Origin of the sequence: Streptomyces sp. NPDC058221, assembly GCF_042882365.1 — a bacterium.
Taxonomy (GTDB): Bacteria; Actinomycetota; Actinomycetes; order Streptomycetales; family Streptomycetaceae; genus Streptomyces.
In genome coordinates this window covers 1-13,772 of the sequence record NZ_JBHVWF010000005.1, presented here as the reverse complement: position 1 = coordinate 13,772, position 13,772 = coordinate 1, and the positions used below count along the sequence as shown (strand labels likewise).

At 74.0% G+C, this 13,772-nt stretch carries 11 protein-coding genes; 3 read left to right on the top strand and 8 right to left on the bottom strand.

The window, feature by feature from the left end; translation table 11 throughout:
* Positions 1 to 23: 23 nt before the first annotated feature.
* From ACFVW8_RS03125 to ACFVW8_RS03095, 7 genes are all read right to left on the bottom strand, one after another.
* The gene (locus ACFVW8_RS03125) at positions 24 to 1,415 is read right to left on the bottom strand and encodes an aKG-HExxH-type peptide beta-hydroxylase (protein ID WP_389685827.1); all 1,392 of its coding nucleotides are present in this window, start codon (positions 1,413 to 1,415) and stop codon (positions 24 to 26) included.
* Positions 1,412 to 2,569 carry an FxsB family cyclophane-forming radical SAM/SPASM peptide maturase gene (locus ACFVW8_RS03120; RefSeq protein WP_389685905.1) on the bottom strand — a complete coding sequence of 386 codons (1,158 nt, stop codon included), beginning with the start codon at positions 2,567 to 2,569 and terminating at the stop codon, positions 1,412 to 1,414. Before ACFVW8_RS03120 ends, ACFVW8_RS03125 begins: the two co-directional genes overlap by 4 nt.
* Positions 2,570 to 2,855: 286 nt before the next feature.
* Complete coding sequence (gene fxsA, locus ACFVW8_RS03115; RefSeq protein WP_389685826.1) at positions 2,856 to 3,071, bottom strand: FxSxx-COOH cyclophane-containing RiPP peptide; 216 nt, start codon at positions 3,069 to 3,071, stop codon at positions 2,856 to 2,858.
* A 181-nt stretch (positions 3,072 to 3,252) separates the two neighbouring features.
* Positions 3,253 to 6,672, bottom strand: coding sequence for an SAV_2336 N-terminal domain-related protein (locus ACFVW8_RS03110; protein WP_389685825.1), 3,420 nt, complete (start codon positions 6,670 to 6,672; stop codon positions 3,253 to 3,255).
* 7 nt (positions 6,673 to 6,679) lie between these two features.
* The gene (locus ACFVW8_RS03105) at positions 6,680 to 7,702 is read right to left on the bottom strand and encodes an AAA family ATPase (RefSeq protein WP_389685824.1); all 1,023 of its coding nucleotides are present in this window, start codon (positions 7,700 to 7,702) and stop codon (positions 6,680 to 6,682) included.
* Positions 7,703 to 7,835: 133 nt separating this feature from the next.
* Positions 7,836 to 9,845, bottom strand: coding sequence for a trypsin-like peptidase domain-containing protein (locus tag ACFVW8_RS03100; protein WP_389685823.1), 2,010 nt, complete (start codon positions 9,843 to 9,845; stop codon positions 7,836 to 7,838).
* A gap of 56 nt (positions 9,846 to 9,901) precedes the next feature.
* The gene (locus ACFVW8_RS03095) at positions 9,902 to 10,483 is read right to left on the bottom strand and encodes a CU044_2847 family protein (protein ID WP_389685822.1); all 582 of its coding nucleotides are present in this window, start codon (positions 10,481 to 10,483) and stop codon (positions 9,902 to 9,904) included.
* Positions 10,484 to 10,656: 173 nt separating this feature from the next.
* Between ACFVW8_RS03095 and ACFVW8_RS03090 the strand changes: the two genes are divergently transcribed.
* Positions 10,657 to 10,839 carry a DUF6104 family protein gene (locus tag ACFVW8_RS03090; RefSeq protein WP_389685821.1) on the top strand — a complete coding sequence of 61 codons (183 nt, stop codon included), beginning with the start codon at positions 10,657 to 10,659 and terminating at the stop codon, positions 10,837 to 10,839.
* Between the two features lie 20 nt (positions 10,840 to 10,859).
* Here the strand turns inward: ACFVW8_RS03090 and ACFVW8_RS03085 are convergent, their stop codons facing one another.
* Positions 10,860 to 11,708 (bottom strand): hypothetical protein, encoded by an 849-nt coding sequence (locus ACFVW8_RS03085; RefSeq protein WP_389685820.1) that lies wholly within the window; start codon positions 11,706 to 11,708, stop codon positions 10,860 to 10,862.
* A gap of 163 nt (positions 11,709 to 11,871) precedes the next feature.
* On the opposite strand from ACFVW8_RS03085, the gene ACFVW8_RS03080 reads away from it, so the two are divergent.
* Together ACFVW8_RS03080 and ACFVW8_RS03075 are read left to right on the top strand one after the other, a co-directional pair.
* Positions 11,872 to 12,729, top strand: a complete 858-nt coding sequence (locus tag ACFVW8_RS03080; RefSeq protein WP_389685819.1) for a DUF4097 domain-containing protein — start codon at positions 11,872 to 11,874, stop codon at positions 12,727 to 12,729.
* Position 12,730: 1 nt separating this feature from the next.
* Positions 12,731 to 13,735 carry a helix-turn-helix transcriptional regulator gene (locus ACFVW8_RS03075; RefSeq protein WP_389685818.1) on the top strand — a complete coding sequence of 335 codons (1,005 nt, stop codon included), beginning with the start codon at positions 12,731 to 12,733 and terminating at the stop codon, positions 13,733 to 13,735.
* Positions 13,736 to 13,772 lie beyond the last annotated feature (37 nt).

The window sequence follows — 13,772 nt, the reverse complement described above, 5'->3', positions numbered from 1 at the left end:
TCCGGCCGGAATCACCTGGCTGCTCAGGTCCTGGGCGATCCGTTCCTCTGCTGCCATATCACTCGGGCGGTACTCACATATGCCTCCGCACGGGCCAGGTGACCCGTGGGTGGCGGCGAATCCTCCAGACGGTGGTAGACGGTGATCATCTCGTTGACGAGCACCCGGCCCTCGGCCGTCAGCGCTGCCGAGCCGGCGAGTACCGGCAGTACGGCGCCGATCTGCTGGCGGCAGCGCGCGTGTTCCGCCCAGGCCAGATCGCGGTGGGTGACCCGCCGCGCGCCGAGCGCGAACCGCTGCCAGTAGTCGGCGAGCGCCAGGTGCGAGTAGGCGCCCTGGAGCAGCCCGTCGAAGGGCCTGGGGTCGGAGCGCCAGGGTGCGAAGTGGCGCGGGGTGGCGTCCTCGTGGTGCAGGCGGACGAGTGCGCCGAGCGCGGCGAGCTTGGTGTGCTGGAGTTCGTGCACGAGGGTCGAGGCGAAGTAGGCGGGTGTGGCGGGCTTGCTGCTGAGGACCGCTCCGAACGCCTCGCGCCGGGTGCCGCTGCAGTGGGCCGCGCCCCGGCCGGCCGGCCCGGAGCCGGGCGGCGGTCCGAGCGGGACGAGGCAGCGCAGCAGGACGGCCGCTTCGGTGAGCCGGTGCTCGCCGCCCACCCGCAGCAGGGGTTCGACCCCGGACCAGGACTCGCTCCAGGCCTTGCGCTCGTGGTCGTCGATGTGGGTGGCGGCGCTCAGTCCGTGGCGTTCGAGTCCGGTGCCGCGGGTGCGGTACGGGTCGAGGTCGTCCAGGGGTACGGGGCCGGCGCCCGGCAGTACGGCGGGCAGGGTGAGCACGGGCAGCCAGCGGGGGTCGGCCGAGCTCAGGGTGCCGTCCGGCAGGGTCCGTACCGAGAGGGGTGGTGCACCGGCCGGGCGGACGGTCATCTCCCCTGCCGCGTAGTGGATTTCGACCGGCCCGGTGTCCGCGCGTACCGCTCCCAGGGTGGGCAGGCAGAGCAGTCCGTCGTGGGGGGTGAGCCGGGCGGCGCAGGGCAGTGCGGCACGGATCGCGGCCGCCGCGGCGAGGCAGCTCAGATGGGCCAGGTCGGCGCGGAGTTCGGGGCCGGTGGCGGCGGTGCCGGTGAGGCCACCCAGGAGGCGCTGCGCCCAGGGGCCGGTCATGGGGTGGAACAGGACGGCGCGTGCCGCGTCGCGGTCGGTGTGCTCGGCCGCTTCGAGCAGCGCCCAGTCCTCGCGCAGCCGGTCCAGCAGCGGGGGTGGGCACACGGTCGTGGGGGCGGCGGCCGCGGCGTCGAGCAGGGCCCTGAGGAGGACGAGGCGGCGGGTGTCCTGGTCGCGGACGAGCAGGCCGAGGGAGTCGGTGTCGCCCTCGGTGCGGCCGAGTTCGCGCAGTACGCGATCGGGGATGGCGGGACTCATGGGGGGTCTCCTGCGGTTGCGTCGGCGAGCCGGTGCGCCACGTGGCGCACCAGCCGTTCGAGGTCCGCGCAGTAGACGGACGGGTTGATGAAGCCGTTCTCTGCGCGGTAGCGGTGGGCGTAGTGGCCCCCGCCGCAGACGGTCAGCAGCGGGCAGGCACGGCAGGCGGCGGCGAGCGCGCCGGCACCTGCCTGGCGGGCGGCGACGCCGGGGTGGCGCAGGGCGTCGTCGAAGGTGTGGCGGAAGACGTCGAGTCCGGTGGCGGCTGCCGTGTCGTAGGCGGACTTGAGGGAGTCGACCTGTTCAATCGACCCGTCGGTCTCGACGACGATCGCGTTGATGGGGTCCAGGCCCAGGGATTCGGTGGCGGCGGGCAGGCCGAGGAGCAGGGCGACGCACTCCTCGAAGAGCCGGATCCTGGTCTCCCGCCGGGCCGCCGGCCACCAGCGGTCGAAGACGGCGCACAGCCAGTCGCCGTACGGGGTGGCCCGGCCGGAACCGGGGCCCATGGGGGTGTGCGCCAGGTCCGGCAGGCCCGGCGGCGGGCTCGTCCAGTTGCCGTGCGGCAGGAGCAGGTCCAGGGCCGGCGGGCGCAGGGCGAGCAGCGACTCGTACATCTCCACGGGGTCGGTGCGCGGGTCCACGACGGTGAGGATGCCCGCGTACGCGTCGGGGTGGTGGTCGGCGAGGAGCCGGGCTCCACGCACGGCGGCGGGCCAGGAGGGGCGGCCCGCGTGGTCGGTGCGCTGGGTGTTGTGCGCGGCCAGGCCGCCGTCCAGGCTGATGCCGATGCTGATGCCGTGCCGGGCGAGCGTGGTGACGCGTGCGTCGGTGAGCAGCGTGGCGTTGGTCTGCACGGTGGCGTGGACGGTGCAGTCCCCCGGGACCCGTTCCCGGACCCGGCCGGCGAGGGCGGCCAGCCGGGCCGGGCCCGCGAGCAGGGGTTCGCCGCCGTGCAGCACCAGGGCGATGTGCCGGAGCCGGTGCGCGGCGGCGTGTTCGGCGATCCGGTCCGCGGTGCGGTCCAGGACGGCGGGTGCGGCGGCGGCCGGCCGGTCCCGCCAGGTCCGGTCGGGGCCCTCGTACAGATAGCAGTACCGGCAGGCGAGGTTGCAGCGGCCGTGCACCTTCACGATGAACTGCCCGAACGGCACGCCCCGGTGCGGGCCGTCGCCGCCGGGTTCCGGGCGCGGTCCGGCGCCCGGGAACGGCTCGCCGCTCCCGTCCGCGTACCGCTGCTCCCCCTGCGGCGTCGCCCGTCGGACCACTCCGGCACCCCCGTGCTGTACGTCTGCCGGGACGGTCACCCGCACCGGCCCGGGGTGAGTATCCCCGGCGCGCGGCGCGGCCAGACCCGTCCCGGGCGATGATGTCCTGAACGGCCGTGCCCCGGGCCGAAACCGTGCGGGTCCGGTCCGGGGCACGGCGGAGCCGTCCGCCTCAGAAGGCGTTGTTGAAGCCCCAGAGCATCTCGCGGGGCTGTTCGGCGCGGCCGCGCAGATCCGCGACCACCTCGGTCAGCACCGGGTGGTCCAGGGTCCGCAGGGTCTCCAGATCGAGCCCCAGCAGATCCGGCAGCGCGCCCGTGGCTCCGGACGCACCACCGCCGGCGGCACCGGGCCCGCCCGCCCCGTCGTTACGTGTCGACTCGCTCATCACGCCTCCCCGTACTCAGCACCGGGCCCGCCGCGCCGCGCTCGCCGTTGAGCGCACACCGCCGGTCCCACGTCCCTGACCCGCTTCGTCCTGCTGTCCGCACCTCGGCCGGCGCCGGTCGCGCGCCGGTCGTGCCCGGTCCCGGGCGGTGCCGCCGTGCCGGGTGCTCGTCGTTGAGCACTCAGCGCTCCAGCCCGGCCAGCCGCTCGGCGGTCGACTCACCCGCCGCGCCGCCGCCGTCCGGCAGCTTGCGCCACTCCAGGCGGGCCGCCCGGTACGCCTCCCGCGCGGCCCGGGGGCGCCCCGCTCTCTCATACGTCATACCCCGCCAGTGGTTGGCTGTAGCACCCAACTCCACTGCCTCCTGAAGCCGTTGCGGACTCATCTGCTCCGCTTCTGCCTGCCGGGCGGACTCGGCGGCCGAGCGGAAGGCCTCCGCCGCCTGGTCGCGACGGGCCGGCCGGTCCATGAGATCCGCGGCCTCCAGATGGGCCCTGCCCAGCTCGAGCCAGCAGCGCGCCGCGGTCAGCGGGGCCGCGGCCTCCTGCGCCGCGAGCCCGAAGAGGTACTCGGCCTCCCGCAGGTCGACCCGGTCCGTCGTCGCCCGGTGCCGCAGCATCAGCGCCCGGCCGAGCATCAGCAGCCGCTCGGACTGGTGCGCGCCTCCGGCCGGCGTCTCGGTGCGGCAGTCGCGCAGCACCCGCACCGCCGCGCCGATGTGCGCTCCGCCGTCCGGCAGTTCGGCGCGGCGCAGCAGCGTGCCGCCCCATTCGGCGAGCAGGTCGGTGTGGGCCCGGGAGTCCCGGGGGATGCCTCGGGATGCACGGGCGAACCAGTCGGCTGCGCCCACGAGTTCGTCCGGGTCTCCGGTGTGCTCGTAGCGGGCGGCCCGGACCCGTCCGGCCCTGATCTGCAGCTGGGCGCGCTGCCGCTGCTCCCGTACGGTCTCCAGCGCCTGGGCGGTCAGGGCCGCGGCCTCGTCCGGTTCATCACCGGAGGCCAGCAGCGCGTCCACCAGGTCCAGCACGATGCGGACCTCGGTGCCCATGGTGTGCCGGCCGCCCTGGGCGAAGGCGGTGCGCAGCGAGCGGGCGGCCTGCCCGGCGAACTCCCTTGACTGTTCCGTGTCCTCGGTGGCGCCGGCCAGCTTCAGCAGCGTCCGGCCGTGCTGGAGCGGGAGGGCGGCGGGCCGGTTCCCCTGGTCGGGCCAGGCGTCGGCGAAGGCCTCCAGCATCCCGCAAGCGCTCTGCAGCAGGGCGCTGTCGCCGTCGAGCCGCCACTGCGCCTCCAGGGCCCGCACCCGCTCCAGGGTGAGCCGCAGCGCCTCACCCGGCTCCAGGCCAGGGGCCGCGCACGCGGCGGTGTACTCGCGGTCGGCGCGGCGCAGCAGGTCCAGGGCGCCGCGCCGGTCGCCGCGCCGCCGCCGGTCGTCGGCCGCTGCGTGCAGCACCTTGGCCAGTACGGCCCGTTCGCGTACCGCGCCGGGAATCGCGGCGGCCCGTTCGGCGGCGTGCTCGGCCTCCCGGAGCAGCTCGGCGCCGCCCTGCACCTCCCACAGCCGCAGGACGCAGCGCGCGTACTCCGCCCAGAGTCCGGGGTCGTCCGGCTGCTGCGGGCCGTTCTCGGTGGCTCCCCGCAGCAGCTGGACGGCGTCGATGAGGCGCTGCACCATCTTGTCGGCGTCGAACTGCCGCACGAGCTCGCGGGCGCGCTCAACGGCGGGGGCGCTTCCGGGCGCGGTCGGTGGCGGGGTCACGAATCTGGGGGGCACGGGCATGAATCGCTCCAGTACGCGGGCTGCCACCTCGGCAAAGGCATGGGGGACGCGCGGGCCTCCGAGCCTCTCCGTCCCCCCGTCCGCCTCGTTCTCCTCGCCGTCGTCGGACTCCTCGCCGCCGGCGCCCGTGCTGTCGCGCCCGGTGGCGCGCGGGGAGATACCTGCCCCGCCGTCGCCGAGCTGGGCGAAGGCCAGAGCGGGGAAGTTGGGCCCGCCCTTGCCGAACCGCGTCTCGATGTACTCCGAGCAGTGCTTGAGCACGAGCAGGGCCTCGTCCCGGCCGAGCGGACCGAGCAGCGCCTCCTGGACGCCGGGCTCGAACGTGTACCACTGTCCGCGGCCCCCGCCGCCGTCGGCGCGCGAGAGGAGTCCGCTCAGCAGTACCTCGGCGAGTTCGGAGGGGCCGGACTGGGGCAGCATCGTGCGCTGCACGAGCTGCATCACCGGCAGGTAGAGGGGGGCGGCCGCGAGATAGACGGCCAGTTGCCCGGCCACCGGGGAGCCCGTCGAACGGAAGCGGCTGACCAGCTGGAGAGAGGAGAGGGTGGCGCCCGAGCGCTGCGCGGCCGCCGCGGGCTGGTCGGCCCGTACCCAGCCGACCGCTCCGGAGATCCGTGCCGCGCCGGTGCCCGAGAGCAGCCTGGCCCAGGCCGCCAGCGCGTCCGGCGCCGGCGGGAGGACCGGGACGGCCAGGGCGCCGGGGTGCACCGCGGGGCCGGTGCCGGCGTCCTCGGTGACCTTCAGCTGGGTGGCTCCGGCGAGGCCGTCACCCCGGGACAGCGAGCCGAAGGTGACCGGCAGCCGGGTGCGGTTCCACATGCGCTGCGGCAGCGGCTGCAGCACGGCGACGGGGGCCTGCCTGGCCAGCTGGTGCAGCAGCCGGTGGGCGCGCCCACTGTGCCAGAGCGGCCCGGCGCAGTCGCTGATCACCACGGTGACGCGGCGTCCGGTCGGATCGCTGAGCCGGTCCGCGGTGTGCAGCGGGGCCGCGGCCGGGTCGGAGCTGCGGCTGACCGCACAGCCGCCGTCCGGGCCCTGGTGCAGATAGCGCACCTGCACATCCCGGAAGGCGCCCAACTGCCCAAAGATTTTTTGGAGTTCCCCGAACATCCGGTCCCACACCAGCATGGAGGACGAGGCGTCCATGACGCACTGGAGGATCGCGTCGGCCCGCCCGACCCCACGGAACACCGGCATGACCATGCCGCCCGCGCGGGCACTGAGATCCGCGGTCGCCTCCTCGTCCAGGGCGCGGCGCAGCGGAGCGGAGACCGGGCGGTAGCGCTGCAACGGGCGCAGTGCACGGGTGAGTTCGAGGGGGGCCGGCAGGACTGGAGCGGCCGGCACGCCGAGGGTGAGCACGGTGGCGCGAGGCTCGGGACCGGATCTCCCGCGGCCCGTGGGGTCACCGTCGTCCCGTTCGCCGCCGTCGGGCGCGGAGTGCGGCACGGGGTACAGGGCGATCCGCCCATCGTCGCCCGGTCCATGCGGCTCGCCGGGCGGCTCGTCCCCGTCGGTGTCCGGGACGCGAGGGCCGCGCGGGTCCACCGGCCGCCCCGGGCCCGGGGGCCCCTCGGGCGTCCGTCCCGGCGAGGGGGCTGTGCCGGCATCGTCCTCGTTGTCCTCCGGCACGCCGGGGGTGCGGGTCCAGCCGGCCAGCCAGAGGGCATCACAGAGCTGCTCGACGTCGGGATCGAGCCCGGCCCCGCGAAGCCGGGCGACGAGCGTGGGCAGTAACCCTCCGTCGTACGGTTCGAGGGCATCCGCCGCCCCGGGCGCCCCGTCCGCCCCGGGCGCACCCGGCGTCTCGTCCGCCCCGGGCATCAGTACCTCACCTCGGCCGGTCGAGTCGCTGGATGAGCAGGTCGGCCAGCCGGTCGCGGCCGGTCGGCGCCGCCGCATGGGTGAGGTAGATCGCGTTCAACAGCTGGTCCGTGGCCAGGAGTTCGCTGCGCGACCGCTCCAGGAAGTGGGTGATGAGGTCCTCGCTGGAGCGGGCCGCCTCCTCGCCCAGATGGGCCTTGACGAAGGCGGCCAGCCGCTTGTGGTCGGGGCGGTCGAGCTCCAGATGGATGCAGCGGCGCATCAGCGGGGCCGGGAAGTCCCGCTCGCCGTTACTGGTGAGGACGACGAACGGGAACGCCTGGCACTGGACCCGGCCGCCCTTGATCCGCACCTTGTTGCCGTCGTGGTCGAGTACGTCCGCCTCGCCGTCCGGCAGCCGGTCCACGATCCGTTCCAGCTCGGGAATGGCGAACTCGCCCTCCTCCAGCACGTTGAGCAGATCGTTGGGCAGATCGATATCGCTCTTGTCGAGCTCGTCGATGAGCAGCACCCGCGGCCGGTCGGAGGGCAGCAGTGCCGTCCCCAGCGGGCCGAGCCGGATGTAACTGCCCACGTTCTGGGCGGAGTCGGCACCGGCTCCCCCGCCGGCGGACGCGTGCGAGGCGATCTGCACGTCCTGGAGCCGGGCGATCGCGTCGTAGTGGTAGAGGCCGTCCAGCAGGGTGGAGCGGCTGACGATGGGCCAGCGCAGCACCTTGCCGAATTCGAGCTCCCGGGCGACCGAGTGGGCCAGGGTGCTCTTTCCGGCACCCGGGTCCCCGGTGACCAGCAGCGGTCGACGCAGATACAGCGCGGCGTTGATCATTTCGAGCTCCTCGGCGCCCGGCCGGTGCTCCTCGGCGATGCGTCCGGGGATACCGAGCCGGCGGTCGGCGGAGTCGTCCCCGTCCGCCGGTGCCCCGCGGCCGCCCGCGAAGTCGCGCCAGGGCGGCGGGGGCGGCAACTGCGGTACGCCGTCGTGCGGTTCACCGATCCCGCGGTAGATGAGCCACTCGCTGGGTTCACTCATTGCGTGGTCCTCGTTGTCACTCGTCCGCCAGGGACAGCAGCCGTCCGGCATTCTTTACCGTATCGATCCGGCGTACCTCCCGTAAGGGGCGGGCCGCTGCGGCCCTCCGGGGGATGATGACCGGCGCGTCCCGTCACGGCGCCTCCAGGAACTCGTCCGAACCGGGCAGGGGGTGGTGGGGGTCGTCGAAGTAGAGAGCGACGCCGTCGGACCAGTAGGTCTCCGTACGTTCCGCACTCACTCCTTTTCTCAACTCGTGCACCTTCAGGGGCAGCCCGTCCAGGGCGTGCGCCTCGTCGACCGCCTCGGCCACCCGCCGGTGGAATTCCGTGCAGACCGTGTCGCTCTCCGTCGGCCGCCGTTGCAGCAGCGCCACCGAGAAGCCGGCGTCGAGAACCCGCACCACACCGGCCGTGGTCCCGGGGTCCGGCCGGCTGCCGTAACGGCACAGCACCGGCACGCTTTCGGGTGCCAGGGTGCGCAGTTGTGCGACCTCCGGTACTCGTACCCGCAATCCGCTCTCGCAGTCGATGACTTCGGCCCGGATCCCGGTCTCCGATGTGGCGTTCCAGCGCGCCGGGCGCTCGTCGGCCGGGCCCTGGTAGGTGCTGCGCAGGACCACCGGGCGTACGACGCCGAGCGGCAGTCCGTCGGAGGGGAGCTCCCAGCGGTCGACCTCGAGGCCGAACAGCGCGGGGGCGACGGCGACCTGGAGCAGGGCGGGGCTGCCCGGCTCGTCGCACTGCCGGAACGCCTCGGTGAGCGCGGCGGCCAGCCGGTCCGGCAGGGTGTCGAGCGCGGAGCCCTGGCTGTCCTCGGCGACGGGCAGCATGTCCTCGCCGGGGCGGGCGACGCCGATGCGCCAGTCGTAGCGGTCCCGGACCCAGCCCTGCGGTGCCAGCTCCAGCAGGACGCAGGCGCGTTCGCCGTACCGGACGGGTTCGTTCACCGGTGCACGGGCCCGGCGGCGGTTCTCCTCCATGCGCAGCCGGACGGCCGCCCAGTCAAGCGCGAGCTGCTGGCGGAAGTCCCGGGACAGCTCCTCCTCCGCGATCCGCTTCACCCAGTCCCACAGCAGCTTGGCCGCTGTCCTGGTGGACGGCACGTCGAAGGGGCGGTCGGCGGCGAGCACGCCCATGCAGTAGCGCAGGACCAGTTCGAGCGGGGCTTCCCGGTCCCGGGCGCGGGTGTCGTACAACGCCCCCAGACCGTCCCGCCAGCCGCGCGGGGCCGGGCGGTGGTCCCGGGAGTGGACACCGGGCAGGGAGTCGAGGAGGACGAGCAGGCTGCGGGTGCTGACCGGGGGCGGGAACTCCGCGAGCCGCCCCAGCAGGTCCGCCCGCCGCTTGGGGCCGAGGACCCCGCCGGGCGGGGCCGACAGCTCGCTCTGCGCGTCGGCCCAGGTCCGCTCGGTGCTGGCCGGGCTGTTGTGCCGGTCCGAGTGGTAGCGGTCATGGGCGTGGAAGACCGCTTGATAGGTGTCGTCCGCCTCGGCCTCGACGGGTGTGGACGGCACCTTCAGGGTGCGCAGCCGCTCGATCCCCACAGCCGTTCCGCCCTGGTGGTTGTCGAGCCGCGACTTGATCACCCCGACCACCTCGCCCCGGGCGAGATCCACCACGGGGCCGCCCGACATGCCCAGCTCCAGCCAGTCGCCGTCGAGCCGGACGACCTGTTCGGCGTCGTCCGACGCACCGTAGGCCCCCTTCACCACACAGACACCGCTGCGCTTCAGCAGCCCGCCGCCCTGCGAGGGCGCCCAGCCCACACAGTGGATCTCGCGGCTGCGGAGCATCGCCTCCGAGCGCTCGGTGACGTAGACACAGGTGTGTTCGACCGGCCGCTGGAGCTTGATGAGCGCGAGGTCGGGGGCCGGCCAGCCGCCCGCGCCCGGTGGCCGGGCGCCGGGCATCGCGGCGACGACCTTGCCCGGCACCTCGCTCAGTTCGGTGCTGTAGCGGTCCTCCTTGAACCACACGTTCACCACGCCCCCCTCCCCCCTCGTTGCCACGTGCGCACACGTGAGGATCCAGCTCGGGGCGATGAAGAAGCCGCTCCCCAAGAAGTCCCCGCCCGGTCCGTCATGGGCATACCCGGACCCCGGGTGATGGATGCGCACGGTGGAGTCATGCACGAGGTCCATGAGCGCAGCCTGCGGCCCGCCCAGACCCCCCTCTGCGCCCCCGTCCCCATCCGAGGTCATGCCCTGCCACCGTCGGTGTCGTCCGCCCCGTCCGGGTGCGCCGGGGCGCCGGGGGGTGCCCCGGCGGGCGGGCCCGGGGGTGTGGGCGCCGGTGCGACGGGCGGCGCTCCCGGGGGCGCGAACGGCACCGGCGGCACGGCGGCGGGCGTTCCCGCCGCAGGCGCCGGCGCCTGCGCGGGCACGGGAGCCGGCGGAGGCGGAGGCGGGTCGACGGGTGGTCCGCCGCCGTTCCAGGTGAGCGTGACCTTGATGGCCCCCTTGGCCTCGCCGTCCGCGAGGAGTCCGACGACCTTGCCCGACTTGGCGGTGAGCTCGATCCCGAACTCGACACTGACCTCGTCCGGCCGCACGGCGCGCAGCGGCACGGCGAGGGAGCGCGCGACACTGGTCACCACCGACTGCAGGCTCTCGACCCGGGCCTGCACCCGGTCGGCGATGTCCCCGAACCCGGTGTCGGTGTACGTCGGACCGTCACCGGGCGCCGGACGGTCCAGCTCCTCGGCTCCCGAGATCCGGGCCCAGACCGGCGTGCCGTCCGGCATCTCAATGCGCGTAATACGGGCCCCACTGTCACCCATGACACCCCCCGTTCCCCAACTACCCGCAGGTTAACGGGCGTAGTCGGCCGATGCGAGGTACGTGAACCACGGCGCGGGGGCGCGGGGGTCCGTTTCGGCCACCGTCCGCACGGCCGGTCCGGGCCGGGTACCGGCGCCGTTCCGGGCTGCCACCAGGCATTAAACTTGCCGCCATGTACTTCACCGACCGCGGTATCGAGGAGCTGGAGAAGCGGCGAGGCGAGGAAGAGATCACTTTCGAGTGGCTCTCCGAGCAGCTGCGTACGTTCGTCGATCTGAATCCCGATTTCGAGGTGCCGGTCGAGCGCCTCGCCACCTGGCTGGCACGGCTGGACGACGAGGACGACGAGGAGTAGTCACCGCCGTCGGCCGTCCGTCAGGCCGCCCCGCCGTCCGGGCCCTCGTCCCTGATCCGGTCATACGCGAGACCGAGCGCGCCGTGCACCATCAGCAGCGCCCCGGCGAAGCACCAGCCTCCGCTGCGCCGGCCGGCTCCCCAGAGGGCGAGCGGGAGACCCGCCGCCAGCTGGGCGCCTGCCAGGGCGCGGGCCCTGGGGCCGCGCATCCAGGGCCCGACGCGGCTGTTCTCCACCGCTTCGAGCTCCACCCGGACCACGTCGCGCCAACCGGTCCAGGCGATCCGTTCGGCCTCCGGGCCCGCGTCGGCCGCGGCGGTCAGCGCAGCTGCGGACGCGCCGGGGCCGAGGCCGGGCGGGAGCGTCAGCCCGCTGCGGGTGAGGACGGCGAGCAGTCCGCGCAGCCGGGCCGCGGCGTCAGACTCCGGATCGGGGCGGGTCAGGGCTTCGAGCGCCTGGACGTCCAGTACGGGATCGAGGCCGAGCCGCTCGGCGAACGTACGCATCGCCTCGTCCTCACCGGCCGGGGTCCCGTCGGCGAGCCAGACGTAGCCGACCGGGCGGCGGAATCCCGCGGCAAGGGTGTGCCCGGCCCGGTCTCCGTCCCACCAGAGCGCGAGGACCGGCCAGGTGGAGCCGACCGCGAGTGCGGTGGCCCAGCCGCCCAGCACCCGGTCGACGGGCTCGGCCGGCTCCCCCGCCCGCCGGTCCCGCCAGGGCGTTCCCTCCGGTACGAGGACGCTCCACCCGCCTCCGGCGGGCGCGAGCAGCATCCGCTCGCGCAGCAGGTGGGCGACCGGCCGCACGGTCTCGGGTTCGGCCCGGCACAGCAGCAGTGCCCCCACGGGTGATGTCGCGTCCGCGTCCATGCCTCACACCGTAGGACACATAGTCATGGTTTGTTGCGATATGGGCCATGCACTCACCCCTCGCGGACCGCGACCTGTCTTGACTTCCCCGATCCGCGATATATCGTGTTCTGCAAGAGACGCGATATGTTGCGTCATCCGCGCTCCCCAGGAGGTCAGATCCATGCCTGTGTCGACGTGGGCCATCGCCGATCCGCAGAAGCTCGCCTTCGACGAACCCGTGCGGGCGCTCAACGTGCGCATTGTCAACGGCACGGTCGACGTCGTCGGCACCGACGAACCGACTGCCAGGCTGGAGGTCACCGACATCGAGGGACCGCCGCTGATCGTGACCCAGCAGGACGGCGTCCTCACCGTCGCCTACGAGGACCTGACCTGGCAGGGCCTCCTCAAGTGGTTCGACCGCAAGGGCTGGCACCGCCGCGCGGCCGTCTCGCTGGCGGTCCCGGCCGGATCGGCGGTGGAGGTCGGCGTGGTCGGCGCCGGAGCCTTCGTCTCCGGAATCCGCGGCCGTACGGACGTACGCGGCGTCACCGGCGACACCACCCTCGTCGGACTGGCGGGGCCGGTCGGCGCGGAGACCGTGTCCGGCAACCTGGAGGCCCAGTCCGTCACCGGCGAGCTGCGCTTCCACTCGGTCTCGGGCGATCTGACGGTCGTGGAGGGCGCGGGAGTCTCCGTGCGCGCCGAATCGGTCAGCGGGAACATGGTGCTCGATCTGGACCCGACCGGAAAGCCCACGGACATCAGGCTCACCACCGTCTCCGGCGAGGTCGCCATCCGGCTGCCGCACCCGGCGGACGCCAAGGTGGAGGCGAACACCGCGAGCGGCTCCGTCTCCAACGGCTTCGAGGACCTCCGGGTCAATGGCCAGTGGGGGGCGAAGAGGATCACCGGCACGCTCGGTTCCGGGACCGGGACGCTGAAGGCGACGACGGTCTCCGGCTCCATCGCACTCCTGCGGCGCCCACCGTCCGAGGACGGTCCGCACGACGCCGAGCCGACCGGAAAGGTGCTCTGACATGCCCCCCGTATTCGCCCACGGCCGCCTGCGCCTCTACCTGCTGAAGCTGCTCGACGAGGCCCCGCGCCACGGCTACGAAGTCATCCGGCTGCTGGAGGAACGCTTCCAGGGGCTGTACGCGCCCTCGGCCGGCACGGTCTATCCGCGGCTGGCCAAGCTGGAGGCCGAGGGACTGGTCACCCATGCCACCGAGGGCGGCCGCAAGGTCTACTCGATCACCGACGCCGGCCGCGCCGAACTGGCGGGCCGTACCGGCGAGCTCGCCGATCTGGAGCTGGAGATCAGGGAGTCGGTCTCCGAACTGGCCGCCGAGATCCGCGACGACGTCCGCGGCGCCGCGGGCAAGCTGCGCAGCGAGATGCGCGCCGCGGCGGACGAGTCCCGCCACGGCAGCGACCGGCCCGGGACCGGCAAGTCCGGCAAGGAGTTCCCGTTCGGCGGCTTCGGTGACCTCGGTGACCTCGACTTCGGCGACAAGGAGACATGGCGCTCCGCGAAGGAGGAGCTGCGCAAGGCCAAGCAGGAGTGGAAGGAGCAGGCCCGCCGGGCGAAGGACGAGTCCCGCCGCGCCCGCGAGGACGCCCAGCAGGCCCGCCGCCAGGCCAAGGAGGCCCAGGACCGGGCGCGCGAGCAGATGCAGAACGCCGCCCGTCAGGTCCAGGAGCACTTCGCCCGGGGCGACTGGCCCTCGGGCGTCCGGGAAGGGCTGGCAGAGATCACCGGCCAGCTGGGCGGCCTCGCCCGTACCGGCAACTGGCCCCCGTACATCAAGCCGGAACCCGCCGACGCCGACCCCGACTGGGGCAAGGACGCGGACAGTACGGGCGACCCGGCACGCGATCTGGACCGTCTGCTCGACCGCTTCCGCGACGACATCCGGGACGTGGCGCGGGACCGCGGCGTCACACAGGAGCAGCTGGCCGAGGCCCGCCGACACCTGTCGACGGCGGCGGCCCACATCGGGGCGCTGCTGCGGAAGAACGACGACGGCAGTACGAAGTAGAGACAGGGGCGGGAACACGGCGGGCGGCCCGGGGAGC

What these genes read in the sequence shown, in the direction of transcription:
- ACFVW8_RS03125 (WP_389685827.1), bottom strand. Translation starts at nt 1,415, where the DNA reads ATGAGTCCCGCCATCCCCGATCGCGTACTGCGCGAACTCGGCCGCACC.
- fxsA (WP_389685826.1), bottom strand. Translation starts at nt 3,071, where the DNA reads ATGAGCGAGTCGACACGTAACGACGGGGCGGGCGGGCCCGGTGCCGCC.
- ACFVW8_RS03110 (WP_389685825.1), bottom strand. Translation starts at nt 6,672, where the DNA reads ATGCCCGGGGCGGACGAGACGCCGGGTGCGCCCGGGGCGGACGGGGCG.
- ACFVW8_RS03105 (WP_389685824.1), bottom strand. Translation starts at nt 7,702, where the DNA reads ATGAGTGAACCCAGCGAGTGGCTCATCTACCGCGGGATCGGTGAACCG.
- ACFVW8_RS03100 (WP_389685823.1), bottom strand. Translation starts at nt 9,845, where the DNA reads ATGGACCTCGTGCATGACTCCACCGTGCGCATCCATCACCCGGGGTCC.
- ACFVW8_RS03095 (WP_389685822.1), bottom strand. Translation starts at nt 10,483, where the DNA reads ATGGGTGACAGTGGGGCCCGTATTACGCGCATTGAGATGCCGGACGGC.
- ACFVW8_RS03090 (WP_389685821.1), top strand. Translation starts at nt 10,657, where the DNA reads ATGTACTTCACCGACCGCGGTATCGAGGAGCTGGAGAAGCGGCGAGGC.
- ACFVW8_RS03085 (WP_389685820.1), bottom strand. Translation starts at nt 11,708, where the DNA reads ATGGACGCGGACGCGACATCACCCGTGGGGGCACTGCTGCTGTGCCGG.
- ACFVW8_RS03080 (WP_389685819.1), top strand. Translation starts at nt 11,872, where the DNA reads ATGCCTGTGTCGACGTGGGCCATCGCCGATCCGCAGAAGCTCGCCTTC.
- ACFVW8_RS03075 (WP_389685818.1), top strand. Translation starts at nt 12,731, where the DNA reads ATGCCCCCCGTATTCGCCCACGGCCGCCTGCGCCTCTACCTGCTGAAG.